At 59.6% G+C, this 22,679-nt stretch carries 30 protein-coding genes and 2 tRNA genes; 15 read left to right on the forward strand and 17 right to left on the reverse strand.

Annotated elements, in window-relative coordinates; genetic code table 11:
* Positions 1-27: 27 nt before the first annotated feature.
* From CDV44_RS28730 to CDV44_RS10705, 7 genes are all read right to left on the reverse strand, one after another.
* Positions 28-426: a Ref family recombination enhancement nuclease gene (locus tag CDV44_RS28730; protein ID WP_087688059.1), complete on the reverse strand. Its 399-nt coding sequence runs from the start codon at positions 424-426 to the stop codon at positions 28-30.
* Positions 423-740 carry a hypothetical protein gene (locus CDV44_RS10680; RefSeq protein ID WP_087688060.1) on the reverse strand — a complete coding sequence of 106 codons (318 nt, stop codon included), beginning with the start codon at positions 738-740 and terminating at the stop codon, positions 423-425. Before CDV44_RS10680 ends, CDV44_RS28730 begins: the two co-directional genes overlap by 4 nt.
* Positions 737-1,219: a DUF1064 domain-containing protein gene (locus CDV44_RS10685; RefSeq protein ID WP_249277503.1), complete on the reverse strand. Its 483-nt coding sequence runs from the start codon at positions 1,217-1,219 to the stop codon at positions 737-739. Before CDV44_RS10685 ends, CDV44_RS10680 begins: the two co-directional genes overlap by 4 nt.
* Before the next feature lie 175 nt (positions 1,220-1,394).
* Positions 1,395-2,180, reverse strand: coding sequence for an ATP-binding protein (locus tag CDV44_RS10695; RefSeq protein WP_170935948.1), 786 nt, complete (start codon positions 2,178-2,180; stop codon positions 1,395-1,397).
* Positions 2,177-2,965: a hypothetical protein gene (locus tag CDV44_RS28015; RefSeq protein ID WP_170935949.1), complete on the reverse strand. Its 789-nt coding sequence runs from the start codon at positions 2,963-2,965 to the stop codon at positions 2,177-2,179. The genes CDV44_RS10695 and CDV44_RS28015 overlap by 4 nt, the downstream gene beginning before the upstream one ends.
* Positions 2,962-3,621, reverse strand: coding sequence for a phage antirepressor KilAC domain-containing protein (locus CDV44_RS10700; protein ID WP_087688063.1), 660 nt, complete (start codon positions 3,619-3,621; stop codon positions 2,962-2,964). The genes CDV44_RS28015 and CDV44_RS10700 overlap by 4 nt, the downstream gene beginning before the upstream one ends.
* Positions 3,622-3,829: 208 nt before the next feature.
* Positions 3,830-4,138, reverse strand: a complete 309-nt coding sequence (locus tag CDV44_RS10705) for a DNA-binding protein (RefSeq protein ID WP_087688064.1) — start codon at positions 4,136-4,138, stop codon at positions 3,830-3,832.
* A gap of 155 nt (positions 4,139-4,293) precedes the next feature.
* Here CDV44_RS10705 and CDV44_RS10710 point away from each other — a divergent pair, with 155 nt between their 5' ends.
* Complete coding sequence (locus CDV44_RS10710) at positions 4,294-4,503, forward strand: hypothetical protein (protein WP_087688065.1); 210 nt, start codon at positions 4,294-4,296, stop codon at positions 4,501-4,503.
* Positions 4,504-4,574: 71 nt separating this feature from the next.
* On the opposite strand, the gene CDV44_RS10715 is transcribed toward CDV44_RS10710, so the two are convergent.
* Positions 4,575-4,817, reverse strand: a complete 243-nt coding sequence (locus CDV44_RS10715) for a YdaS family helix-turn-helix protein (RefSeq protein ID WP_087688066.1) — start codon at positions 4,815-4,817, stop codon at positions 4,575-4,577.
* Between the two features lie 84 nt (positions 4,818-4,901).
* Between CDV44_RS10715 and CDV44_RS28440 the strand changes: the two genes are divergently transcribed.
* Positions 4,902-6,089 carry a S24 family peptidase gene (locus CDV44_RS28440; protein ID WP_249277504.1) on the forward strand — a complete coding sequence of 396 codons (1,188 nt, stop codon included), beginning with the start codon at positions 4,902-4,904 and terminating at the stop codon, positions 6,087-6,089.
* Positions 6,090-6,598: 509 nt separating this feature from the next.
* Here CDV44_RS28440 and CDV44_RS10725 read toward each other — a convergent pair.
* Complete coding sequence (locus CDV44_RS10725) at positions 6,599-7,555, reverse strand: MltR family transcriptional regulator (RefSeq protein ID WP_170935950.1); 957 nt, start codon at positions 7,553-7,555, stop codon at positions 6,599-6,601.
* Positions 7,556-7,726: 171 nt separating this feature from the next.
* On the opposite strand from CDV44_RS10725, the gene CDV44_RS10730 reads away from it, so the two are divergent.
* From CDV44_RS10730 to CDV44_RS10740, 3 genes are read left to right on the forward strand one after another with little or no spacing between them, the layout of a single operon-like run.
* The gene (locus tag CDV44_RS10730; protein WP_087688068.1) at positions 7,727-8,080 is read left to right on the forward strand and encodes a hypothetical protein; all 354 of its coding nucleotides are present in this window, start codon (positions 7,727-7,729) and stop codon (positions 8,078-8,080) included.
* Positions 8,081-8,139: 59 nt separating this feature from the next.
* The gene (locus tag CDV44_RS10735) at positions 8,140-8,970 is read left to right on the forward strand and encodes a hypothetical protein (protein WP_141118713.1); all 831 of its coding nucleotides are present in this window, start codon (positions 8,140-8,142) and stop codon (positions 8,968-8,970) included.
* Between the two features lie 2 nt (positions 8,971-8,972).
* Positions 8,973-9,533 (forward strand): hypothetical protein, encoded by a 561-nt coding sequence (locus CDV44_RS10740; RefSeq protein WP_087688070.1) that lies wholly within the window; start codon positions 8,973-8,975, stop codon positions 9,531-9,533.
* Between the two features lie 7 nt (positions 9,534-9,540).
* Here the strand turns inward: CDV44_RS10740 and CDV44_RS10745 are convergent, their stop codons facing one another.
* Entirely contained in the window at positions 9,541-10,011 is a 471-nt protein-coding gene (locus CDV44_RS10745) for a hypothetical protein (RefSeq protein WP_141118714.1), read from the reverse strand.
* Positions 10,012-10,097: 86 nt separating this feature from the next.
* On the opposite strand from CDV44_RS10745, the gene CDV44_RS10750 reads away from it, so the two are divergent.
* On the forward strand, positions 10,098-10,592 hold the full coding sequence (locus tag CDV44_RS10750) for a hypothetical protein (protein WP_087688072.1): 495 nt from the start codon (positions 10,098-10,100) through the stop codon (positions 10,590-10,592).
* A gap of 48 nt (positions 10,593-10,640) precedes the next feature.
* On the opposite strand, the gene CDV44_RS10755 is transcribed toward CDV44_RS10750, so the two are convergent.
* Both CDV44_RS10755 and CDV44_RS10760 read right to left on the reverse strand, forming a co-directional pair.
* Positions 10,641-11,312, reverse strand: a complete 672-nt coding sequence (locus CDV44_RS10755) for a hypothetical protein (RefSeq protein WP_141118715.1) — start codon at positions 11,310-11,312, stop codon at positions 10,641-10,643.
* Between the two features lie 27 nt (positions 11,313-11,339).
* Positions 11,340-12,002: a hypothetical protein gene (locus CDV44_RS10760; protein WP_087688074.1), complete on the reverse strand. Its 663-nt coding sequence runs from the start codon at positions 12,000-12,002 to the stop codon at positions 11,340-11,342.
* A gap of 31 nt (positions 12,003-12,033) precedes the next feature.
* On the opposite strand from CDV44_RS10760, the gene CDV44_RS10765 reads away from it, so the two are divergent.
* Positions 12,034-13,056: a phosphoadenosine phosphosulfate reductase family protein gene (locus CDV44_RS10765; protein ID WP_087688075.1), complete on the forward strand. Its 1,023-nt coding sequence runs from the start codon at positions 12,034-12,036 to the stop codon at positions 13,054-13,056.
* A 158-nt stretch (positions 13,057-13,214) separates the two neighbouring features.
* Here CDV44_RS10765 and CDV44_RS10770 read toward each other — a convergent pair whose 3' ends face one another.
* Positions 13,215-13,448, reverse strand: coding sequence for a hypothetical protein (locus CDV44_RS10770; RefSeq protein WP_087688076.1), 234 nt, complete (start codon positions 13,446-13,448; stop codon positions 13,215-13,217).
* Between the two features lie 89 nt (positions 13,449-13,537).
* Here CDV44_RS10770 and CDV44_RS10775 point away from each other — a divergent pair, with 89 nt between their 5' ends.
* Positions 13,538-13,771 (forward strand): DUF4224 domain-containing protein, encoded by a 234-nt coding sequence (locus CDV44_RS10775; RefSeq protein ID WP_087688077.1) that lies wholly within the window; start codon positions 13,538-13,540, stop codon positions 13,769-13,771.
* The gene (locus CDV44_RS10780; protein WP_141118716.1) at positions 13,731-14,888 is read left to right on the forward strand and encodes a hypothetical protein; all 1,158 of its coding nucleotides are present in this window, start codon (positions 13,731-13,733) and stop codon (positions 14,886-14,888) included. The genes CDV44_RS10775 and CDV44_RS10780 overlap by 41 nt, the downstream gene beginning before the upstream one ends.
* 67 nt (positions 14,889-14,955) lie before the next feature.
* Here CDV44_RS10780 and CDV44_RS10785 read toward each other — a convergent pair.
* Positions 14,956-15,031: transfer RNA gene (locus CDV44_RS10785), tRNA-His, on the reverse strand.
* A gap of 183 nt (positions 15,032-15,214) precedes the next feature.
* Positions 15,215-16,270: a tRNA dihydrouridine(20/20a) synthase DusA gene (gene dusA / locus CDV44_RS10790; RefSeq protein ID WP_249277505.1), complete on the reverse strand. Its 1,056-nt coding sequence runs from the start codon at positions 16,268-16,270 to the stop codon at positions 15,215-15,217.
* Positions 16,271-16,543: 273 nt separating this feature from the next.
* Between dusA and CDV44_RS10795 the strand changes: the two genes are divergently transcribed.
* Positions 16,544-17,428 carry an EamA family transporter gene (locus tag CDV44_RS10795; RefSeq protein ID WP_087688079.1) on the forward strand — a complete coding sequence of 295 codons (885 nt, stop codon included), beginning with the start codon at positions 16,544-16,546 and terminating at the stop codon, positions 17,426-17,428.
* Here CDV44_RS10795 and CDV44_RS10800 read toward each other — a convergent pair.
* Positions 17,397-17,861: a GNAT family N-acetyltransferase gene (locus tag CDV44_RS10800; RefSeq protein ID WP_087688080.1), complete on the reverse strand. Its 465-nt coding sequence runs from the start codon at positions 17,859-17,861 to the stop codon at positions 17,397-17,399. The genes CDV44_RS10795 and CDV44_RS10800 overlap by 32 nt on opposite strands.
* Before the next feature lie 96 nt (positions 17,862-17,957).
* Positions 17,958-18,034: transfer RNA gene (locus tag CDV44_RS10805), tRNA-Met, on the reverse strand.
* A 210-nt stretch (positions 18,035-18,244) separates the two neighbouring features.
* Between CDV44_RS10805 and CDV44_RS10810 the strand changes: the two genes are divergently transcribed.
* The 5 genes from CDV44_RS10810 (at position 18,245) to CDV44_RS10830 (ending at position 22,601) form a co-directional block, all read left to right on the forward strand.
* Complete coding sequence (locus CDV44_RS10810; RefSeq protein ID WP_249277558.1) at positions 18,245-18,859, forward strand: NUDIX hydrolase; 615 nt, start codon at positions 18,245-18,247, stop codon at positions 18,857-18,859.
* Between the two features lie 39 nt (positions 18,860-18,898).
* Positions 18,899-19,663 (forward strand): leucyl/phenylalanyl-tRNA--protein transferase, encoded by a 765-nt coding sequence (gene aat / locus CDV44_RS10815; RefSeq protein ID WP_058379222.1) that lies wholly within the window; start codon positions 18,899-18,901, stop codon positions 19,661-19,663.
* Positions 19,660-20,466, forward strand: coding sequence for an arginyltransferase (locus CDV44_RS10820; protein ID WP_087688082.1), 807 nt, complete (start codon positions 19,660-19,662; stop codon positions 20,464-20,466). The genes aat and CDV44_RS10820 overlap by 4 nt, the downstream gene beginning before the upstream one ends.
* Before the next feature lie 242 nt (positions 20,467-20,708).
* A complete protein-coding gene (locus CDV44_RS10825; protein ID WP_058379224.1) occupies positions 20,709-21,737 on the forward strand; it encodes a quinone-dependent dihydroorotate dehydrogenase in 1,029 nt (342 codons plus the stop codon).
* A 66-nt stretch (positions 21,738-21,803) separates the two neighbouring features.
* Positions 21,804-22,601 (forward strand): cystine ABC transporter substrate-binding protein, encoded by a 798-nt coding sequence (locus CDV44_RS10830; RefSeq protein WP_087688083.1) that lies wholly within the window; start codon positions 21,804-21,806, stop codon positions 22,599-22,601.
* Positions 22,602-22,679: the final 78 nt, after the last annotated feature.

A 22,679-nucleotide genomic window follows, 5' to 3' on the forward strand; every position in this document is an offset into this window, starting at 1 on the left:
GATACAAATACGAAGGTAGCGCCGCCATCAGGCAACCTCCGGCGCTACACTTGCGAATATTCGGTGCGCAGTTTCGAACCTTGTTTGCGCAAGCAATGCAGCCTCTGTGCCGTATCGCCGCTGGAACTCGGCAGGGCCAGCATGAAACGCAATGCCGTATCCACCCTCACGATGGTGCATGGGGCACAATGGAATCGTGTCGGTATGGGCCGATCTCTGCCCACCTCCGGCCAGATATCGCACATGGTGAACTTCAGCCGGACTCTCTCCATACCCAAGGTTCCGGCAAACGATGCAACACAGGCCCGCGATGACGCCCATGTGCTCGCGCTCGGCTTTCTTTGCTCGCTTGCGAGGTTTCGACTTGAAAGGCGAGCGCTTAAGCGGGGTCGCCGAGCGCAGCGGTTTCTTTCTCAGCAGACTCATCGCGCCACCTCGCACAGAGCCTTGTGAGAATCGAAATATGCCGCATACGATTTGAGTGGCGTCCACTTCGGCGCGTAGCGCGGGCCAGCTACGGTAGGCGTGCACTCATAGGTGGGTGCCTTGGCCACCATGCGACGCATAGCCAAACGCACTCGCTTTTTGTGGTTGTGAAAGTCACATTCGAGAACCCCATCGGCAACCAGTTCACGACATGCCTTCGCTACCGCCCAGCGCGAAAAGCCACTCATGCCAGCAAGCGTTTCGTAGGCGTACCAAATGCCCTTATCCATGCTTTCGAGAATGGTGCGTTTCATTTGATCTCCACGATGCTCAGGCCCTTCACCGCCATCAGATGGCGTTTGATTCGATACTCGGGAGTGATCATCCCCTTGACGTCTTCGACGATGGTTTTGTCGCCACGCTCATAAACGAAGTCGGCGATATAGCGCAGTGGAGGGGCCAATCGACCATTGATCCGGACTGCCGGCGCCAGCACGTAAACGACTTGCCGCTCCAGGTCAGTGATCTCTCCTGCATCCCGCATGAGCACCAGTTGTTGCCATCGCCGCGCCTCCTTTCGACTGTCGAACTTGATGCCGTCCACGACGCATTTCTCGTTCCGATACTTAGACGGCTTCTTGGCCGCCATAGCAACAAGCGGCGCTGTCAACGGGACAGGGCCGGTCGATTCCAAAGCAACCGCGGTCGCCCCGATTTGCGCTCGGATACGCGCCGTGCCCACACAGCCCTTGCTTATTGCACTTTCCGGAAACGTCAGGCCCTTTCTCTTCACTTCCGCACTCCGCGTAGGTGGGCGATATACGCCCTCAGTTCCTTTTCCTGCCGAACCGCCACTGCGTCACCGCAGCGCCGCCGCACTGCCGCGAGATAGCCCCTCGCCACGTTGCCCTGTCCTGCCAGCGCCGCCCTCGCCGCTTCCTCGAAGCGCCGCCAGCACTCGGTCGGCGTCACGCTGAGACCTTGCCCCGCTCGCTTTCCCAATCGAACACAATGGCGCGCCCGCCATCCTCACGCAGACGGTCGTAGACGCGCTCACCGAGGTATTGCTCTACTTCCTTGGGGGGCAGGTTCGAAAGAAGGATCGTCGGGTGACGCTTCTCATAGCGCTCGTTCATGATGTCGAAGAGGATGGTCTTTTCGACCTCGGACCCAAATTGCACGCCTACCTCGTCGAGGATGAGCAGGTCCGGGAACACCAAGGCCGCGATCGCCTGGGACTCACTCACGGTGCTTCCACGCGTCCACGTATCCTTGACGCCGCGAATGGCGCGAAGAACGGTTGTGAAATACACCGACCGGTTGTCGCGCTCCATGATGTGCAGGCCGATGCCGGCCGCCAGATGCGTTTTGCCCGTGCCGCGCTTGCCGATGAAAATCGCGCAGCGACCAGTACGCAGCACCTCGTCGAAGTTCGCTGCGTAATCCTCGGCGAACTCAAGCGCCGTCCGTTGCCCGGCGACATCGACGCGATACGTACTCAAGCGGCGGTCGTGGAACCGCTCCGGAATGCCCGAGTCGCCAATCTTTCTCTGCCAAGCACGCAGCCGATCGGCGCGAGCCTTCGCTTCGGCTTCGGCACTCTCGCGCTCCTCACGCTCCGTAGAGCATGCCGGGCAGCCAAGCCAGACCTTGCCAATGAAACAGCGGGCGACATACTCGCCATGCACGTCGCAAAGTGCTGCACGCTCAAGCGGTGGGTTGTGGAGCCCGACTCCCTCGCCGATACGGATCACAGCCGCCCCCCGGTTCCGTAGTCGCGGTTCTCGAACCCGCTGTGCGCGGACTGGCCGCCCTGAGTGGCTCGCAAGTCGGCGCCGGCGTTTTGCATCCAACTGCCTTTGAACCCGGCCCACCCCGCCTTGGCGGCGCACTCCACTGCTTGCGCCGGCGTCATTCCGGCCTTGTCGGCCTCCAGCTTGATGTCATCCCAAGCCGTCTGCGTGAGCGGCAGGCGTTTCACCTTGCGGATCGTCAGCCAGTCCTTGGCGTGCTGCTTGTCGACGCCTTCGGCGATCAGATCCTTCTCACTCAGCGGCTTAGCCACCTCATCCCCACCCGACACACCAGCACCGCGCTTGCGCGAGTGCGTTTTGTCTTTCTTCTTCTCTTCTTCTGTATCTGTATCTGTATCTAGGCCGTTACCGGAACGTTTCTGTAACGTTTCATCACCGTTACCATCCTGTTTCGTCTTGTTGCGGTGTGCGCGCACGCGCTCAGTGCTCGAATCTGAGCGCATCTGACGCTTGTCCCAAGCCGCGGGCTGCCAGTTCGCATCGATCAGGCCGACGGTCATCAAGCGCTTCTTGATCTCGCCGACGATGGCAAAGTCGACCCACAGACGTTGCGCAACGATGCGATTGAGTAGATCAGGCGCGCATTTATTGTCCAGAGTGCCGTCACCCTTCAGGGCGAGGAGACCGATGAAATGGCGCTGATCCTCAAAGGCCAGCGTTATCATCTTCGGATCATTGAGGAAGTCCGTGTACATACGGAACCATGGCATTTGTTTCGTGCTCATGCGACTGCGGCCTCCTTGCCGTACTTGCGTTGCAGGAAGACCTGCCCTTTGCCCGTGACGAGGGTTTTGAACGTCGGGTGTGCCTCACCAGCAGAATCGCGCCAGATGTTCTCGACCACACGGAAGTAGCCACGGTCGATGTAGATCTGATACGGGCGATTGCCCTCCATCAGCAGGTTGTCGGCGCGTAGCATGCGAAAGAATGTGTTCTGGCCATGCCCCAGAACCCGCGCGAAGTCGCCAATGCTCACGGCGTCGGAGGTATTGCGAACTGCCTGGGCAAACTCAACCGCTGGACGCTGCTGCTCAAGCAGTTCCGCCTGGTTGGCAGCGAGGCGAAGCGCTTCTACAAACGTGCGTGGAACCTGCGGAGCGACGGCCCGCGCCTCCAGTTCTTGCCACCGATCGACCAAGCGGGCGCAGAACTCCGGCGACAACTGAGCGACGATCACGTAGCTGTCGCGCTTGTTGACGTGGTACTCGACTCCTGGGCGACCGCCGGAGGACTTTTCCGCCACTGGCGTAAAAGCAATCACGCCCTTATCTGCCAAGCGTTCGATCGAGAGTTTTACGGTGTCATGGCGAGACTCCACCAGTTCCGCAATTTCACGGCTCGACATGGTCAGCTCGGCATCACGGCGGACGAGATCGTTCATGGTGGCTCCTCAGTGTTCGCACGGCATGTCGCCGTTGGGCAAGCGTCGAGCTCCGCAGCAAATGCATACGCTCGCCGCAGGCGCCTCTGTGAGTAGCGGTGCGATCAGATGTGAACTCTTGATAAGCGCACCGGCGACCGTCTCCGACACATCCATAACGTAGGGGCCGGGGATGCGCATGTTTCGAACGACATCTCTCATCGTCACCTCACGCTGCTCTCGGCAGAACCTTCACCCGGCGCTCGAAACCGCACTCACCACCCCCCTCTCGCGCACAACGGCACCCAACACCGGTCTCCGCCATCGACGCGAGACCTTCGAGATAACGCGGCGTCACCATCACAAAACCCGTCAGGTAGATCACCTGGTCGAGCTTGTCGATGGGGATCCCGTTCTGCCCGGAAAGAAAGCGCGAAACCTGCGATGCATCCCAGTTCAGAACTTCCATCGCAGCTTTCCGCTCGTCGCCAGAAAGGAGAAGACGCAAGGCCTTCTCAATATTCGGCCGATCAGCCATGTTCAACCTCCCTCAATCTAAGTTGCGTGCTGTTGCACGCTGATTTGCCTACGATGCAAGGCATGAATCCACACCCTGCGAGATAAAGATGAGCACTCACCGTCATGCGAGAATGGTGTTTCCACACAACCAGTTCACTCAATCTAGGAGTGCTCATGACTTTCAGCCTGGACGACAAGACCATCGATGTTCCCTGCGGGAAATGCGGCCAGAAGTCCAAGGAGACGATCCGACGGCTCAAGACGAATCCAGATCTCACCTGCCGTTCCTGCGGCGCCATCACTGCTGTGAAAGCAGACGAGATCCGAGCTGCCGAGCAGGCCATCAAAGAAGCTCTGGACAACATTCGGAAGGCGCTCCGCTAGACCTGCAAGATCACGCAGCGCCATCTCCAACTTTTCGGATCTCATGCAAAACCGAATCGAATGCGCCTCGTTCATTCGCCTTCTCCAGAAGCGCCGCCGGCCAATTCAGGCCAGATCGATTGCCAATCGTCTTTCCGCAGCTCCGGGCGACTGACCGACCCGCGCGTCTCTCGCTCAATCGGCCACGCAAACGGGATGGGCACCGGCCTTTTTCCGGATGCCCAAGCGCTTACGTCTGACGAGTGAGCGCCGATAGCCCGACTGAGGCGACTGAGGCGGCCACGTTCTGCGGAGAGGTACGTTTTGAGGTCCATGGCGAAAGTATAGCAATTTGCTAAATTAAAACAATAGCAAATTGCACATTCCGATTTTTAGCGTTTTGCTATCAAATGCCGTCTATGAGAACGATCGACGAAATCCGCCGCGCGAACTTGCTGCTCGCGATTGACCGAGCAGGAAGCGCAAAAAAGCTGGCAGACCTGACTGGCTTGTCTCCGGCCTACATCAGCCAGGTCAAGACGCGTGCCCCGGAAAGTAAGGGTGGGCGAGAACGCAACTTAGGGGACGACGCCGCACGTCGGATCGAAAGGGCTCTCGGAGAACCAACGGGATGGATGGATGCAGCTCACGCCGAGCGACCTTCGGGCAATACGTTGGCCGAGCGCGTGGCTCGCGTGGTAGCCGGAACTGAAGTGACCCATCAGGAACTTGAGGCGACCGCAGGGGCGCCCCCCGGAAGCGTGTCGAAATGGCTTTCCGGAGAAATATCCGCCATTGCTCATTTGGAGGCAGCCAAGATCCAAGAAGCCTACGGCTTCAACATGGTCTGGCTGGTTACGGGCCAAGGCGAAGAACGCATCCCAACATACCGTAGGCCCGATCAGAAGATTGTTCCAGTGAGCCCGAAACTTCTCGACATTGGAGCGCCGGAGGGTTTTCCTGCGAGACTTCAGCATGCAATGAATCTCAGGAATATCAGACTGAAGGGTGATATCGCAAGCGCCGCCGGCGTCAGTGCATCTGCGGTGAGCCAGTGGTTCAAGGGCGACACCAAATCACTCAAGGCTGACAACATCCTCACTCTGGCCAAGTTCCTTCGAGTTAATGTCGAATGGCTGAAAGACGGGGTGGGCCCGATGGAAGGCGATGCAAACGTTCGCCCCGCGGAAATCGGCATGAGGCGCATTCCGTTGATTAGCAGTGTTCAAGCCGGCTTGATGAGCGAAGTCGTTACGCCCCTACCGACTGGCATCGCGTTTGAGTATCTGCTGACCGATCTGGATTTATCGGAGCATGCTTTCGCGCTGGAGATCGAAGGACGATCAATGGAACCGGACTTTAAGGAAGGGGACCGGATCATCGTTGATCCAGCCTTGGAACCAGTGCCAGGGGATTTCGTCGTCGCGAAGAATGGTGAAGAGGAAGCCACTTTTAAGAAATATCGACCCAAAGGCCCCGGCGCCAACGGCAATATGGTTTTCGAACTTGTGCCCCTGAACCCCGATTACCCCACGATCAATAGCGAACGGGAACCTGCGCGCGTTATAGGGGTGATGGTTGAGCATCGGCGCTACCGACGGCGCTAACATCGAGCCAGCCCGCGATACAGTCACAACCCGCCATGTGCGGGCTTTTTTTTTCGCCAAAAATCTCTGTCAACCATCGAAATCGACACGCAAAGATTAGCACTCCGCACACGAAATTTAGCATTTTGCGAAATTTTTCTTGCAGTAAATTTAGCACATTGCTATATTTAATCTCAACGCAGCACACATCGCTGCCCGCCCGCCCTCTCGGGTGCTCTCTAAAAATTCGACGGATAAAAGGTGTCACGCGGCATAGCGCCGCCATGCGCACACATCTCCCACACGCGTGGATGAGTAGGTTGGAAACGCGGAAATGGTTGGCCAACTGGTTTGGCTGGCTTCCGCAACACATCGCGGCGCCCACTCATCGTGTCGATGGCGAGGTGATCGACACAAAACGCAGCTGACCCCGGAGCCGGCTTGGCCGGGTGTAGCCGGGGCACTGCGTGCGATGTATCTGAGGCGGCTTTCTTCCGAGAGCTGCGCCATATACGTCAACTAACATCGGCTTAAAGCCTTGTCCTTCGCGCCGCCGTCCCGCGGGGGATGATTGTGAACATGGTTTCGCCAGCGGCGGCGGCTTCCTTCATGCCATTCAATATGGCAGTTTGCAAATTTAGCTCCTGCCGTTGCTCGATAACATATGAACGAGCCCGCTCTCTGTCCTCTTCGCTAACGCTATCGGATTTTGTTACATATTCGAATTCCGCGATCCACCCTTCACACATTTCAATTACGTGCTCAGTTGGCAGATAGTCACTGGAGTAAGTCTTTGCTTCTTCACAGCGATCTCGGTCAGCGCTCATAGATCTTACCGACAATGCCTGAATTAAAAACAAGGACACCATTACAAATCTTTCTCGACCGCCGCTGATCGGCATTGACTCGAGAAGCCTCACAATTTTCGCATCGTCTTCGCCTTCGAATACTTCGTGTATCGCCGTTAATCCATGTGGCAAGATCAAGTGGTTGCATTTATCAGCGACGGACTGATTTGTGAAGTTGAGTCCTCCTAAGTTATGGGCGAATTTATTCCTAATTTCACGAATTTGATGAAGCCACTCCGCTTCTTGTCCGCTCACTAAGCCGAGTGATAGTGCGACATCAATCTTCCCGCTGAATGCAGAAAGGGGGCCGCGATGATCAAAAAGAGACTTAACTCCTTCTGCACGATTCACCATGAAGTTGCGCAGCACCTGCTCAAGCATGGCATCAAGGTATGAGGCAATAACAATTGCAGTAGCTCGGTCTGTTGCCCCAACGAGTTCTTTGCGAAGCCGGTCAACATGCCGCCACGGCTCCTTTCTCATTTCATCCCGCATTTCTTCCTCCCCGTAACGAATTAAACCGCAAGAGGTTATCAGATGAAGCGCTTCATCGTGACGGTCTATACGGCCGGTGGCCGCTATCGCGGCGATGGTATCGCTCGCACCTGGAGCGAACTCGGACAAGCTGCCGCTGAGCACTTCGGCACCTCCGCCCTGCGAATCGTCGTGAGGCCCGCGCATGTTTGATCGCATCCTCATCTGGACTGTCAACGGCGCCGACAAGTGGATTCGCGCTCACCAGCCAGCCGCCTGGACGATCTGGGGCGTTCTTCTCGTTGCCTGCCTCTATGTGAGGTGGAAGCACGGCGTATGAGCAATGCCCCGAACAGGGCGGCAGCCTTGCGGGCTTGGGAAGCACTCCGGTCGCTTGTGAGCAAGCGTCGAGGCCGAACAGCGAAACCCGCACTCGTCGGGTCAGCCAGATATCACGAAGAGATTGAGGCGCGCCAAGCACTGGCCGAGGCGCTCGCCGCTCACTCGCCCGTCCTACTGGCCGCCCTCGCCTTCTACATCAAGACCGATGCCCAGCGCCGCGACGACGTCGAAGAGGACGCCGCGCGCTGGCGCCACGTCGAATCTCACTACCCATACGGCGGACACCCTTCGAAGGGATTCCGAGAACACATCCGTACCGCCGTCGACCGCGAACGAGGAAAGAAATGACCGCCGTACCGTCGTTCAAACAGAAGATCAACGACAAGGAAATTCGCCGCGCGGACGCAATGAAGATCCGCTACGCCGATATCCACATCGAACCCGGCTTCAATCTGCGCGCCTCGCTTGACCTTCTTGAGGGCGAGGCTCTGGAACAGGCCAAGCTCGAAGACGAAAGCCTGTTTCAGCACATCATGGCCGGCGGCCAGTATCCCGCGCTTGAAGTTCGACCGCGCGCAGAGGGCGGCGTCTGGCTTGTCGATGGGCACCGCCGACACGTTGCCATCGGTCGTGCCGATGCTGCCGGCGCTCCCCTCCGGGATCGAGACGGCGAGTTGATGATTCGGATCGACGCGTTCGACGGCAACGACGCCGACCGAACCCTTCGAATCTTGTCGAGCAACAAGAACCTCCAGCTTCACCCGCTCGAAAAAGCATTCGGTTATCAGCGCCTGAGCCGGTTCGGCTGGGACAACGCCAGAATCGCCGAGAGCGACCGGGTATCACCCCAATGGGTCGGCAAGATGCTCGTACTGGCCGGCGCGAACTCGGATGTTCACCGCCTTGTGTTCGCCGGCAAGACTTCGGCATCGGTCGCGGCCGACGCCGTGCGACAACACGGCGAGGCGGCCGGCGCGTTCCTATCCGGTGAATTGGAGAAGGCTTCGGCAGGCGGCAAGAAGAAGGTCACGGCCGGGTCGATCAAAGGGAAGTCCTACCCACGCAAGGTCGTCAGCACCTACGTCGAGCGCGTCGGCTCCTTCGTCTCGACGCTGCCCGAGGCTCAGCGCGTCGCGATCACGAAGAGCGAAACTGACTTTCAAGTTTCCGTGAGTGCGAAGGCGTTGCGCGAGCTGCTCACCGCGCACTCGGACATCAGCGCCGCCCCGAGAGCCTGATCATGCGAATCTGGATACCCAAGATGGTCGCGAATGCAATCATCGCCCGCGCTCAGCGAACGCCCTACTTTGACCTGAAAGGCTACATGCAGCGCTGGTGGGTCAAGAAGCCGCGCGGCCACGACGCGAGCGCCGCCGAAGATGGGCGCCGCGACACAAGTTGGGGCGCCCGCGTCCACCGGACCATTCGAAGCGATGCGGGTCGCGATCTTCACGATCACCCGTGGTGGAATATCTCGATTGTTCTGCGCGGTGGCTACTGGGAAGTCATGCCGACCGATCAGGATCAGTTGCCAAGATTCGATAGCCGCCCCGAGAGGACTTTCCGCTCTGGCTCCTATGCAGCGACGGTGCAGGGGTATCGCCGCGTCTGGCGCGGTCCAGGCTCGATCGTCTTCCGCAAGGCCACAGATCGGCACCGCCTTGAAATCCCAGACGGCGGCGAAGCTTGGTCCCTCTTCATCATGGGGCCGTGGCAGCGTAACTGGGGATTTCATACGCCTAATGAGTGGGTCAATTGGCGTGCCTACATCAAACTACCCGTTGACGACCAGAACGCATAGGGCCTATTTAATCGGCGGCCAAAACTCGCTCCCTTATGAATCTTAGTTTTCTTAGCTCGGTCTCAAAGCCTCGTACGTCATTCATCGGCAATGCCGGCTTCTGAGAAAACTTGTCAACCACGGTTTGCATGATTTCGACTGCATACGCGATCTGCACAATCGCTTCCGCTGAGTCAATGTCGGAAGTTGGGAACCCCTTCAGCGCGTCCAATGCGCTCCGCATGCGCGGCGAAAAATCGGTAACGAAGTGAGCGAATGAATCGTCGAACTCCTTGCCGCCGCGCGTGAACGTGTCCAGCACAAATATCGCAACTCCAATGGTAGCTGCGGCACATGACCGCCTCTGACGGCGTTGGAACCCCGACTGGTAATGGAAGAGTGCGACGCCGGCAAATAGCGCCGCCACCGTCCCGGCTGCTTGCGCCCAAGCGGCCCAATCAGAGCTTCCCATCGGCGGGTTCTGCCAGAACTTCGCCAAGAAAACTCCCCCGATTACTCCACCTGCGAGGCTGCCTATGTATTTCCACATGCGTTCGCCCTCGACGTATTTTCAGGAATCCTAGCATGGGCTACCAAGACCCCCGCCCGGAAGGGCTGAATACCGATCCGGCTCCGCCTTCAGCGGTGGAGACGATGTCCAGTACGCCTGCGCTTATTGAGGCATATCAGAACAGCTTTCAAGCAGATTGGAACGATCCCGCTATGCGTACGGAGCGCGACCTTTTCACCAAAGGTTGGTATGCCCGCGCCGCGGTGTCGGCAGATGGCGGGGAGGAAGAGCGCGACCTCTACTACGTGCAGGACACGCGCTCGTTCATTGGCAACTGCCCGATGTGGTGGGGGGAAGACTTCCGTGGCTACGTTACGCGGATGGATGAAGCTGGCAAATACACGCGCGAGGAAGCCGAACGCATCTGTAAGCGTGAGACCGACAAGATGTGGCCGTGCCACATGATCGACCCGCTGCGCCGTCCGACCATCGATTTCCAGCACCTGCCGACCGAGGACGAGCGTGTTGCCGCCATTGCCGCCAATCAGGCGAAGGGGGATGCGTCGTGAGCGGAAACGTCAGAAGCGGGTTGCGGACGCCGTACCAAACCGGCGCCGTTAACGACTATCTTCCTGCCTCGCTAGACCCACCAATGAGGCCGCATGCTTTGCACTCTCGGCCCTTGTAAGCGCCTCGAGGTCTTGCATGACAACTTGACTCGCTTGGACGGTAACATTCATCGACTCCAGCGCCATTTTCGCAGCACCGCGGCGCAATTCTGATGTGGAATCACGATGTTCACTCGCAGCACTAGCAAGGAAGTTCATTGCTGCTCCGGCGTGATCACTGGTGACTGCCAGATAGAACGCTGCTCGAGGTGCCAGCGGAAGCAGCGCTAGACGCACTTCTGCGGTACAAAGTACAACGGACCTGAGCTGATCAGTCGTAAACTGAAAGTACTCCGGCGACTGGTCAACAACAATGGCCGTTACGACTTGATTTCTGACATGTTGAAGCATCGCGTTGGCAGCGCCGATACGATAGAGAATGCTTGCTGCCGTCATTCGTGCCCTTGACGCTTCTGCATCCCTCTTTTCGCGCGAATCACGAGTAGCAAGCCAAATCGTCGCACCTATCGCCGCAACCGTGCCTACAGCCTGGGCCCAACTCGCAAGCGCTGAATTGTCGACGGGTGCCAGCTTTGCCAACCAACACACTGCAATCGCTGCCAGCAATCCCACCGCCACTGCAAACGCACCTGTCGCGAAAATATACGTCTTCTCACTCACCGTCATTTTCCCTATTTTTAGGCTACCTCAAGTCAGGTCGTCGAAAGTTGTATATACGGACAGTCTCGCCTTCGTTATAGGCGTTCCGCCTGCAATCCGAACGACCTCATCGTAGTGTTTGTGAATGTAGTGCAGTTCGCCCCGTGCATATCCTTTGACGTCAGCGTCCGACGCACCATCCATGTCTCCGTTGCCGAATTTTCTCTGGATACCCTCGTCCACCAACTTCTCCAAGTTCCAAGCGTGTTGCTGCAATCCGATTACCGCTGACACAAGTTCGGCGGAATCCAGATCAAAAATCGGCACCGCTTCAAGTCGTGCGAGCGATCTCCTGTATTCCACAACGTCGTACTTAGAATAAAAGCTAAGGGATCCGAATTCTCTGTGGCCTTCAAATACAGACTCAACGTCCACGCACTGCTGATACAGCGAGTCAATCACGGATTTCACTGACGACCAGCGCCGCAACAGAGCTGCCTGCTCACGCGACAGTTGAAGGTCGCGCGTGTCTGTCATTTGCCTACGCCCCAGCCAAGCCGCTCCGACGATTGCACCAATGGCCCCGACGGCCTGTACCCAGTTCGCTGCACTTTCACTGTGCTGCTTAAACGCATACATCAGCGCTACTACGACAATGCCAAGCCCCACCAGAGCAAAACCAAATTCCAGACAACGCCATGCCCTCTCCATACATATCCTTAATATTTATTAGGGATCCATCATGATACATAACGAGATCATTCTGGACGACTGCCGCGACACGGTTCACGTCGTCTCAATGTCTGGCGGAAAGGACAGCACGGCGACTGCGATTCTCGCCGTTGAGATGCACGGCCGCGAGAACTGCCGCTTCGTTTTTGCCGACACCGGCAACGAGCACGAAGCCACGTACGAATATGCCTTGGGCTACTTGCCGGAGGCACTCGGCATCGCAGTCGAGGTGGTCGCGGCCGATTTCTCCGACGAGTTCGCAACGAAGCGGGCCAACCTCGCAAGGCTGGCGGGCGGGGAGCCGGAATCCGCCGTGTACGGGAAACGCAAGTTCCAGTACGCCTGGACGCCGGCATCCGCCGAACGAGCGCTTGAGCTGCTCCACCCGACCGGTAACCCTTACCTCGACATGTGCATGCTTAAGGGCGGATTCCCTTCGCGGAAGCGCCAGTACTGCACCGACTACCTGAAAACCCAGCCGCTCACCTCGTATGCACTGAACATCATCGACTCCGGTCTGGCCGTATGGTCGTGGCAGGGCGTGCGGATCGACGAGAGCCAGAGTCGCCGCGAGCGGCTACAGGGCACCGGCGCGTGTGTGAAGGCATTCGAAGTCGCAGGCGGCGGCCTGTTCAACTACCGCCCGATTCTGCGTTGGAACGTGCGCGACGTTTTTCAGGCGCATGAACTGGCCGGAGTAAAGCCGAACCCGCTGTACACCCAGGGAATGACGCGGGTCGGTTGCATGCCGTGCATCAACTGCTCGAAAGCCGAACTGCGGGAAATTGCCCGGCGGTTCCCGGAACACATCGAGCGCATCGCAGCATGGGAACGCTTGGTGTCGGATGTCTGCCGCCCGCGCTCGCCGGTGTCGTTCTTCCACATGGGAACTCAAGGGCATTCGGGACAAGACAGCACGATTCACGCGGTCGTTGAATGGAGCAAGACCACGCGAGGCGGTCGCCAATACGACCTACTCGGAGATTTCGAAGGACCGACGGCATGCTCGTCGGCGTATGGGCTATGCGAATGACCACCAACCCATCGTCGAAAAAAAGAAGCCCGCCAGAACGTGGGGGCTTGAGTCCGTATGGCTTGGGGCAAAAGTGGCTAACGGTCAGGACAGGCTACGCGACGCTGGGATGCTTGTTCCTAAGGAAATCCCGCGCACACCCACTTCAAACGGCTGACTCAGCAGCCGACCAGCCGCTGATCAATCGCCAGACATACCTCGTCCACAAGGGTGTTCGTGATGTCGTCGAGCGCTTCGGTCTTTGGCAGCTTGAGTTTTCTGGGGCCGAAGGGCTCGATGAGCTCTACTCCGTCGAAAGGCGTGACTTCGATGGTGATGTCCCACAGAGTCGCACGCTCGCCGATCTGAATGTCGACGGTGCACCCGCGATGCACAAAGTTGATGGACGGCATGGTTTGAGCGGCTTCCGAGAGTGGCCGAGAAGCCATGATAGTACGAACGAAATTCTGCGGGTGACCGCGAGAGATTGGGGAATTGTGAGATGAGCGACTACCTCTCCATGCACGAGCTCGCCGAGCTGATTGGATGCAAGGCAAACCAACGGGCCGCCATGATGAAGTGGCTTACCACCCACCGCTGGCGCTATGTCGTTGACGCACACGGTCAACCGAAGGTTGCACGCGCCTACCGCGACAAAAAAATGGGTATCGCCCACGAAATCGAGAACACGAAGCATGACGAAACGCCGAACCTCAAAGCCTTCATCCACGCATAGAGAGCGCACCACCGTACCGCGCCTTTATAAGCGCACGGGCGTAACGAAGGTTTCGTTCATCTACCTCTATCCGGACGGTCGCGGCGAGACCCTCGCTACTGCGCCGGTTGGTGATCGGGCAAGTATCAGTGTCGCGGAATCAACGGCGAAGCGACGAGCTCTGGATATCCAGGCCGGACAGGTCGTGGCCGGCTCAGTCGGTGACATGATCGATCGCTTCAAGAAGGACCACGACCCGAAGCACTATCGAGACCAAAGCAAAGACGGGATCGCTGTTCGTAACTCGCGATATGCGAACCTCACGAAGTTCTTTGGCCGAATGTCCCCGACGTCGCTCAAGATGGTCCACGGCTATCAGTACCTCGACGCTCGGGCAGCGGCCGGCGCCCCGGCAAGCGCAAACAAAGACATGGCCGCCATGCAGACGATCTGCAATTACGCCGTGCGTTGGGGCTTGATAGACGTCAACCCGTTTATCGGGCTCATGCTCAACGAGACGGAAGTAATCCGGCGTGATGTGACGAGCCGCCAAGTGACGCGCTTCTACCTGTGGGCGATCAAACAGGATCTGCCCTTCAAGACGATGGGATGCGCAGCGATGTTCGCTTACCTCACTGGGTTCCGCGCGGCCGAGGTGCGACCTTTCCACCGCTCGGGCATACGGGACGATGGCGTTCTAGTCGAAAGTGCCAAGCGCAAACGCGGGGAAGAGAGGGTGATGAAGCTACGTGCCTGGTCGCCGCGATTGAACGTTGTCGTCAAACGCGCTCAGCAAGGGCGTCGGATTCCTGGCATGGCCCTCTTCGGCAATCGCAAAGGTCAGCCATATACAAGAAGCGGATGGGGAAGTGTTTGGCAGGATGCTCAGTTTGCATGGATCGCGACATTCGACACTTCTGTGCGAGCCGAATGGCAGGACGCGGAGCGTCGCGCTGCCCATCTCATCACGACTCACCCTGCGTACTTCACGCTGAATGACGGAAGGCCCGTTGCGATCACGGAAAAACTTGAGCGCCGAGAGGCTGACGTGTTCGACTTTGCCGCGCACGCGGACCCGGGAACGACGATGCGTCACTACGATCGCAGACGCGTGAAAAAGGCGTCACCGACAAAGTGAGCAAATTGACAAATCGGGGAATTCGTTGATAAACGAAGTGGTTACTACCGGGAACAACAAGGAATTTTGGGGTGACCGATGGGACTCGAACCCACGACGACTGGAATCACAATCCAGGACTCTACCAACTGAGCTACGGCCACCGCCGTGATCAACAACATGACTTGCTTGCTGAACAGAAACAAGATTATAGCGACGTTATTATCGCGTTGCCAAGCACTTTCTTCACTTCTTTTAAATATTTCTTGGCTCACACGCGTGATCGATGCGCGGCATGGTGTTCTCGCGCGGCAATGACCCGCCGCGCATCGCCCTCTCGGGCCTTCTTACGCCGACATCAATGACGACACGTCCGGCGTATTGCCGGCATCGCGCGCCTCACGCGCGTCACGGCTATCGCGCTCGGCCAACGCGCCCGCACGCAGTTGCGCACGCGCCTCTTCGAACGCACCGATGCCCGCCTTCAGACGCTTCGGGTCGGAGAGCACCCGACGCCACCCGCGTGCGCCCGGCACGCCACGATACAAGCCCAATGCGTGACGCGTGATCGCGCCCAGATAGTGCCCCTTCGCCACTTGCGCCGCCGCGTATTCGATCAACGCATCCTCGACAGCCTCGCGTGACTTCACCGGCGCAGCATCGCCGTAGAAACGCGCGTCGACTTCCGCGAGCACATACGGGTTGTGATACGCCTCGCGGCCCAACATCACACCATCCACATGTTGCAGATGCAGCGCCACCTCATCGAGTGTCTTCACGCCACCGTTGATCAGGATCTCGAGTTGCGGAAACGCCTGCTTGAGACGATAGGCATAGTCATACTTGAGCGGCGGAATCTCGCGGTTCTCTTTCGGGCTCAGCCCCTTGAGAATCGCGTTGCGCGCGTGAACGATGAACGTGCCGCATCCCGCCTCCGCGATCTTGCCGACAAAATCCTCGACGAACGAAAACGATTCGACGTCATCAATGCCGATGCGATGCTTGACCGTCACCGGCACCTGCACCACGTCGCGCATCGCCTTCACGCAATCGGCCACCAATTCGGGCTCCGCCATCAGGCACGCACCAAACGCTCCGCGCTGCACGCGCTCCGACGGACAACCGCAGTTCAAATTGATTTCGTCATACCCCCACTGCTCACCCAGCTTCGCAGCACGTGCGAGATCCTGCGGCTCGCTGCCGCCGAGTTGCAACGCCACCGGATGCTCGATCGCATCGAAGTCCAGATGGCGCGCGACATCTCCGTGCAACAGCGCACCAGTCGTCACCATCTCGGTATACAGCCACGTGTGACGCGAAAGCTGGCGATGGAAAACGCGACAATTCGAGTCGGTCCAATCCATCATCGGCGCCACGCTGACGCGGCGGGCAGGCAAGTTCATGCAAATTCCTCGGTATTTCTTGATACGTCCTGATCGGCCCCGGGTGAGCAGCAATGTCGCAGCACCCCATCAAACGACGTCTTTTACGATGCAAAACACGAAGTATACGTCATGCGTACCGGCCTCGCAGGCGGCGCAACCCACCTCCGGACCTCGCACCTAGCCCTCAACAACGGGCGCCCCTCAATTCGGTTCCTGACGACAACGTCGACGCTCGGGGAGTACACTTTCGCCTTCCCGATGTCACAAGAACAAACACAAGGAGACGCCGCCATGGCCCCGAAGGATCTGTTGCAGGCATTGATCGTGGTCCTTGCCTGGGGCGTGAACTTTGTGGTCATTAAAGTCGGGTTGCACGGCGTGCCGCCCATGCTGCTCGGCGCGCTGCGCTTTTTGCTTGCAGCGTTTCCGGCCATCTTCTTCGTCAAGCGCCCGGCCGTGCCGTGGCGATGGCTGATCGCCTACGGCGTCACCATCTCGTTCGGCCAGTTCGCGCTGCTGTTTACCGCGATGTACGTCGGCATGCCGGCCGGCCTCGCATCGCTCGTGCTTCAGGCGCAGGCCTTCTTCACGTTGGGCCTTGCCGTTGTCTGCCTAGGCGAACGGTTTCGCGCACAAAACGTCATCGGCCTGCTGATCGCCGCCGCCGGGCTGGCCATCATCGGCGCACAAGGCGGCGGGGCCATGACGCTGCTCGGTTTTGTGCTCACGCTGTGCGCATCGCTCAGTTGGGCCACCGGCAACATCGTGACGAAGAAGATCGGTCAGGTCGATCTCGTCGGACTCGTGGTCTGGGCGAGTCTGATTCCCCCCATTCCTTTTGCGTTGCTGTCTTACTGGTTCGAAGGGCCCGAACAGATCACCGCATCGCTCTCGCACATCTCGGGCGCCTCGATCTTCGCGATCGCCTATCTGGCATTTATCGCGACGCTCGTCGGCTACAGCCTCTGGGGCCGCCTGATGACGCGCTACCCGGCGAGCCAGGTCGCGCCGTTCTCGCTGCTCGTGCCAATCATCGGTCTCGCTTCGGCAGCGCTGCTGCTGGACGAACAACTCACGGCACCGCAAATCGCTGGCGCCGCGCTTGTCATGGCAGGCCTTGCCGTAAACGTGTTCGGCGCGAAGATCAAACAGCGCCTGATGCCGTCTTCGCGGTAGCCAGTTGCATGTGCAATAGCGGGAACGCACGGCCCTGCCCGTCCAACTCGGATCGGCCAATCACCTCAAACCCCTCGCGCTGATAGAACGCGAGCGCCTGCGGGTTCTGTTCGTTGACGTCGACCTTCGTGCAATCGAACTCGCGCACGGCATAGGCCAGCAGCGCCGCACCGATGCCCTGCCTGCGCGCCTCGGGCGCGACGAACAACATTTCCACGTTGCCCTCGGCGGCACCGAGAAAACCACGGATGACTCCCGCATCGTCGCGGAACACGCGCAGGGTCACTGCGCCCAGATAGTCCTCGCGAATGCGCGGGCGCAGCCACGCAATGTCCGCGTCGCTCAGGAAATGGTGCGTGGCACGCACGGATGCTTCCCACAACTCGGTGATCGCGTCGAATTCGGTTTCGCTAGTGGTGAAAATGCCTGACATCGAGAGTCCCGGATGAGAGATCGATTGCGTTGAATGCGTATGCCCAAGGCAAAACGCAAAAAGCCTGATTTCTTTTGGAAATCAGGCTTTTCAATTTGGTTGCGGGGACAGGATTTGAACCTGTGACCTTCGGGTTATGAGCCCGACGAGCTGCCAGACTGCTCCACCCCGCGTCTGAAGAAATAGATTATATGGCAATCATCATCGCAGTGCAACAATAACGTCAGATTATTTTTCCTGGGGCCAGCTGTGACATCGTTGCCGCACTGCGCCATGACGGCACTTCCTATATAGAACGGGTTATCCCGTAACGCCGCGTGCGTCGCCGCACAGCGCGCGCCGCCGATGATACACTCGCAGCAACCATGAACCGACGCCCTCCCATCCAATTCTGTTCTGCCTGCGGCCATCCGGTCGAGTTGCGCATCCCGCCCGGTGACAACCGTGAACGGCACGTCTGCGTGAACTGCGGGACGATTCACTATCAGAACCCCCGCAACGTGCTCGGCACCGTCCCGGTATGGGGCGATCAGGTCTTGCTCTGCAAGCGCGCCATCGAACCGCGTTTGGGTTATTGGACCCTGCCGGCCGGCTTCATGGAAATGGGTGAGACGACGTCGCAGGCCGCTGCTCGCGAAACGCTCGAAGAAGCTGGCGCCCTCGTGGACGTCTGCGCCCTCTTCTCGCTGCTCAACGTCCCGCACGTCAATCAGGTTCACATCTTCTATCTGGCACAGATGCGCGAGCCGCAATTTGCCGCCGGTGAAGAGAGCCTCGAAGTCGCCCTGTTCTCCGAAGACGAGATTCCGTGGGACGACATCGCGTTCCCCACGGTCGCCAAGACGCTGCGCTTCTTCTTTGAAGATCGGCGCGCCGGGGCCTTCGGTGTCCACATGGAAGCGGACACGGATGCAGGCGTGCCCGGCGTGCCGGTGCCAAGTCTGCCCGTCAACACGGCGCACACTGAGGATATCCTCACGCCGATGTTGCGCGGCTGAGCGCTCGCCGCGCTCACCGCACCGCGCCGCCGCCCCGACATGGTTGTCTGGCTCGAAGCTAACGATCCCTTTCCTCCGGCCGATAACGCGCTCTCCGCTGCCAGCGAAGCGCCCGGCCTGCTTGCCGCCGGGCTCGACCTCTCGCCACAACGGCTGCTCGCCGCCTATCACCAAGGTATCTTCCCGTGGTATTCGCAGGGCCAGCCCGTGTTGTGGTGGAGCCCCGACCCACGCATGGTGCTGCGCCCCGAGAACTTCGTCGTCAGCCATAACTTCCGCAAGCTCCTGCGCCGCGTACTGCGTGACGACGCCTGGGAAATCCGTCTCGATGCAGATTTTCCCGCCGTCATGCGCGCCTGCGCCGAAGCCCCGCGCCGCGGTCAGGACGGTACCTGGATCACATCGGCCATCGTTGCCGCCTATCGGGCCTTGCATGACGCCGGCCTCGCCCACAGTGTCGAGACGTGGTATCAGGGCGAGCGCGTCGGGGGCCTTTATGGCGTCGCGCTCGGGCGCATGTTCTACGGCGAATCGATGTTCGCCAAACGCACCGACGCCTCCAAAATTGCGCTGGCCGCGCTCGTCGCCTTTGCACGCACACACGCAATAGAGGTGATAGACTGCCAGCAAAGTACCGCCCACTTGGCGTCACTCGGCGGCGGCGAGATCTCCCGCCACGCGTTTCTGACCCACGTGCAAAAGGCGGTCGCGGCCCCCGCGCCGGTCTGGCATCTCGACAAACAGATCCTCACCGGCCTGGCCTACGGTAACGCAGCAGATAAGGCTCACGAGGTTTTGCAGTGACCCATCCGAACGAACTGCCGCTCTCCCCGCTGTCTGCCCTCCAGTTCTACGCAACAGCCCCCTATCCCTGTAGCTATCTCGATCACCACACGGCGCGCTCGCAAGTTGCCACGCCGAGTCACCTGATCAATTCCGACGTCTACAGCGAACTCGTTCGCTCCGGTTTTCGTCGCAGTGGCGTGTTCACCTACCGTCCCTATTGCGACGGCTGCCGCGCGTGCGTGCCGGTGCGCGTCCCCATCGACCGCTTCGGGCCGAACCGCACGCAACGCCGCATCTGGCGGCGTCACGCGAGCCTCGCGGTCAATGTCTCGGGCCTGCATTACACCGAAGAACACTACCAGCTCTACATGCGCTACCAGTCGCGGCGTCACGCCGGCGGCGGGATGGATCATGACAGCCGCGAGCAGTACGAGCAGTTTCTGCTGCAAAGCCGCGTGAATTCGCGCCTGGTCGAATTCCGCGAGCCGCCGGGCCGTCAAGGCGCCGGCACCCTGCGCATGATCAGCATGGTCGACATCCTGAGCGATGGGCTGTCGTCGGTGTACACGTTCTTCGATCCCGACGTGGAAGGTGCCTCGTACGGCACCTACAACATCCTCTGGCAGATCGAGCAGGCACGCGCACTCGGGCTGCCGCATGTCTACCTCGGTTACTGGATTCAGGCGAGCCGCAAGATGGTCTACAAGGCCAACTTCCGCCCGCTGCAAGGGCTGATCGACGGGCAGTGGCAAGACATGCCGGACGCCATCCTCGACGCTGCCGGTGAACCGCTAGCGCCACAAGCCGAACAGGCCAAATAAGCCGAATCAGGCGGAATCAAGCAGCATCAAGGAGCCCCCAGCGGAGACCGCTGGACGAACCGGCTGGACCGGCGGATCGATCTTCACGTGCCGGACGCCTTCGATGACATCGCAGTGCGCACCGCGTTCATGCACAGCGCGAACCTTCCCCGCCCTGACATACGCAGAGCGTAGAAAAAGACGCGATCTGCGCCGGGATACCGGTAAAATGGCGGCTTTCCGATTCTGCCGAACCCGACATCGTGCTTGCGCCCCTCTATCCCCTGGCCCGCCGCGCCCTGTTCTGCCTCGACGCCGAACAAGCCCACCACCTGACGCTGGCAACCCTTCGCGGGGCCGCATCACTCGGCTTGGCCGGGCTTGTCGGCCAGACGCTGCCGGAAGATCCGCGCACGGTGATGGGTATCCGGTTCCCGAACCCTGTGGGACTGGCCGCCGGCCTCGACAAGGACGGCAGCTGCATCGACGGTCTTGCCGCGCTCGGCTTCGGTTTTGTGGAAGTGGGCACTGTCACGCCGCGCCCGCAGGCCGGCAACCCGAAGCCCCGCATCTTCCGCCTGCCGCAAGCCGAAGCAATCATCAATCGCATGGGCTTCAACAACGGCGGTGTCGAACAGTTCCTGCAAAACGTGCAGTCGGCCCGCTACAAGGGGCCGCTCGGGCTGAACATCGGCAAGAACGCCGATACGCCGATCGAGCGCGCCGTCGACGACTATCTGATCTGCCTCGAAAAGGTCTACCCGTACGCCACCTACGTCACGGTCAATATCTCGTCGCCCAACACGAAGAACCTGCGCCAACTGCAAGGCGGCGACGAACTCGACGCCCTGCTCGGCAAGCTCAAGGAAAAGCAGAGCGCGCTCTCCGACCGGCACGGCAAATACGTGCCGATCGCCCTGAAGATCGCGCCCGATCTCGACGACGAACAAATCAAGGTGATCGCCGGCACGCTCACGCGCCACGGCTTCGACGGCGTGATTGCCACGAATACGACGCTCTCGCGCGAAGCCGTCGCCGGACAGCCGAACGCCAACGAAACCGGCGGCCTGTCGGGGCGTCCGGTGTTCGACGCGTCGAACCGCGTGATTCGTGCACTGGCCACCGAACTGGGCGGCGCGCTGCCGATCATCGGTGTCGGCGGCATTCTGTCGGGTGCGGACGCCCGCGCCAAACTCGATGCTGGCGCGAGCCTGGTTCAGGTCTATAGCGGATTGATTTACCGCGGACCCGAGCTGGTGCGAGAATGCGTGCAAGCGCTGCGCCCGGCCTGACCTGTCCGAGCACTTCGATTCAACCGGCAAGCGGCGCGCCTTTCATCCGACGGAGAACTCATCACTATGAAAACCTGGCTCAAGACGTTGTGCCTCGTGCCGCTGGCCGCTGCCGCCCTCATGGGCACGTCCGCCGCGCGTGCCGCCGACCTGCTCGACACCGTGAAGTCGGCCGGCGTGCTGAAGATCGGCCTTGAGGGCACGTATCCGCCATTCAACTATCGCGGCGCGAATGGTGACCTGGATGGTTTCGACGTCGACGTCGCCAAGGCCGTCGCCGCCAAACTCGGCGTAAAGCCGGTGTTCGTGACGACCGAATGGAGCGGCATCATCGGCGGGCTCGTCGCCGGCAAGTTCGACGTGATCGTCAATCAGGTCGCGATTACCGACGACCGCAAGAAGTCGGTCGACTTCAGCCAGCCGTATGTGTATTCCGCCGCGCAGCTCATTCAGCGCAAAGACGATACGCGCGAATTCAAGTCGCTTGACGACCTCAAGGGCAAGAAGCTCGGTGTGAGCCTGGGCAGCAACTACAACACGCTGGCAAAGTCCGTGCCGGGCATCGATGTGCGCACGTATCCGGGCGCGCCTGAATATCTTCGCGATCTGGCCGCACAACGTATCGACGCCGCGCTCAACGACCGCCTGATGCTCGCGTATCTGATCAAGACGTCGAACCTGCCGCTGCGCACGGGCGCTGTGCTGCAAGGGGCCAACGAGTCGGTGGGCATTCCGTTCCGCAAGGGCAATCCGCAGTTTGCGAAGGCGATCGACGACGCGCTCACGCAGATGAAGCAGGATGGCTCGCTCGCCAAGCTCTCGCAAAAATGGTTCGGCGAAGACACGTCCAAGCCAGCCAAGTAACCCGACAACGTCCGTAATCATCATAAAAACGCGCTTGTCGATCACCTTGCAAAGCGCATAAACGCGGCCGACGCCACG

Origin of the sequence: Pandoraea sp. PE-S2R-1 (assembly GCF_002179865.1) — a bacterium.
GTDB lineage: Bacteria > Pseudomonadota > Gammaproteobacteria > Burkholderiales > Burkholderiaceae > Pandoraea.

Excerpts from the sequence above, each read along its gene's own strand:
- CDV44_RS10795 (WP_087688079.1), top strand. The coding sequence starts at position 16,544 with ATGGCCCCGAAGGATCTGTTGCAGGCATTGATCGTGGTCCTTGCCTGG.
- CDV44_RS10740 (WP_087688070.1), top strand. The coding sequence starts at position 8,973 with ATGCGAATCTGGATACCCAAGATGGTCGCGAATGCAATCATCGCCCGC.
- CDV44_RS10760 (WP_087688074.1), bottom strand. The coding sequence starts at position 12,002 with ATGGAGAGGGCATGGCGTTGTCTGGAATTTGGTTTTGCTCTGGTGGGG.
- dusA (WP_249277505.1), bottom strand. The coding sequence starts at position 16,270 with ATGAACTTGCCTGCCCGCCGCGTCAGCGTGGCGCCGATGATGGATTGG.
- CDV44_RS10700 (WP_087688063.1), bottom strand. The coding sequence starts at position 3,621 with ATGAACGATCTCGTCCGCCGTGATGCCGAGCTGACCATGTCGAGCCGT.
- CDV44_RS10800 (WP_087688080.1), bottom strand. The coding sequence starts at position 17,861 with ATGTCAGGCATTTTCACCACTAGCGAAACCGAATTCGACGCGATCACC.
- CDV44_RS10705 (WP_087688064.1), bottom strand. The coding sequence starts at position 4,138 with ATGGCTGATCGGCCGAATATTGAGAAGGCCTTGCGTCTTCTCCTTTCT.
- CDV44_RS10715 (WP_087688066.1), bottom strand. The coding sequence starts at position 4,817 with ATGGACCTCAAAACGTACCTCTCCGCAGAACGTGGCCGCCTCAGTCGC.
- CDV44_RS28730 (WP_087688059.1), bottom strand. The coding sequence starts at position 426 with ATGAGTCTGCTGAGAAAGAAACCGCTGCGCTCGGCGACCCCGCTTAAG.
- CDV44_RS10770 (WP_087688076.1), bottom strand. The coding sequence starts at position 13,448 with ATGCCGTCCATCAACTTTGTGCATCGCGGGTGCACCGTCGACATTCAG.
- CDV44_RS10765 (WP_087688075.1), top strand. The coding sequence starts at position 12,034 with ATGATACATAACGAGATCATTCTGGACGACTGCCGCGACACGGTTCAC.
- CDV44_RS10780 (WP_141118716.1), top strand. The coding sequence starts at position 13,731 with ATGACGAAACGCCGAACCTCAAAGCCTTCATCCACGCATAGAGAGCGC.
- CDV44_RS10750 (WP_087688072.1), top strand. The coding sequence starts at position 10,098 with ATGGGCTACCAAGACCCCCGCCCGGAAGGGCTGAATACCGATCCGGCT.
- CDV44_RS28015 (WP_170935949.1), bottom strand. The coding sequence starts at position 2,965 with ATGAGCACGAAACAAATGCCATGGTTCCGTATGTACACGGACTTCCTC.
- aat (WP_058379222.1), top strand. The coding sequence starts at position 18,899 with ATGGTTGTCTGGCTCGAAGCTAACGATCCCTTTCCTCCGGCCGATAAC.
- CDV44_RS10730 (WP_087688068.1), top strand. The coding sequence starts at position 7,727 with ATGAGCAATGCCCCGAACAGGGCGGCAGCCTTGCGGGCTTGGGAAGCA.
- CDV44_RS10775 (WP_087688077.1), top strand. The coding sequence starts at position 13,538 with ATGAGCGACTACCTCTCCATGCACGAGCTCGCCGAGCTGATTGGATGC.
- CDV44_RS10830 (WP_087688083.1), top strand. The coding sequence starts at position 21,804 with ATGAAAACCTGGCTCAAGACGTTGTGCCTCGTGCCGCTGGCCGCTGCC.
- CDV44_RS10710 (WP_087688065.1), top strand. The coding sequence starts at position 4,294 with ATGACTTTCAGCCTGGACGACAAGACCATCGATGTTCCCTGCGGGAAA.
- CDV44_RS10735 (WP_141118713.1), top strand. The coding sequence starts at position 8,140 with ATGAAGATCCGCTACGCCGATATCCACATCGAACCCGGCTTCAATCTG.
- CDV44_RS28440 (WP_249277504.1), top strand. The coding sequence starts at position 4,902 with ATGAGAACGATCGACGAAATCCGCCGCGCGAACTTGCTGCTCGCGATT.
- CDV44_RS10680 (WP_087688060.1), bottom strand. The coding sequence starts at position 740 with ATGAAACGCACCATTCTCGAAAGCATGGATAAGGGCATTTGGTACGCC.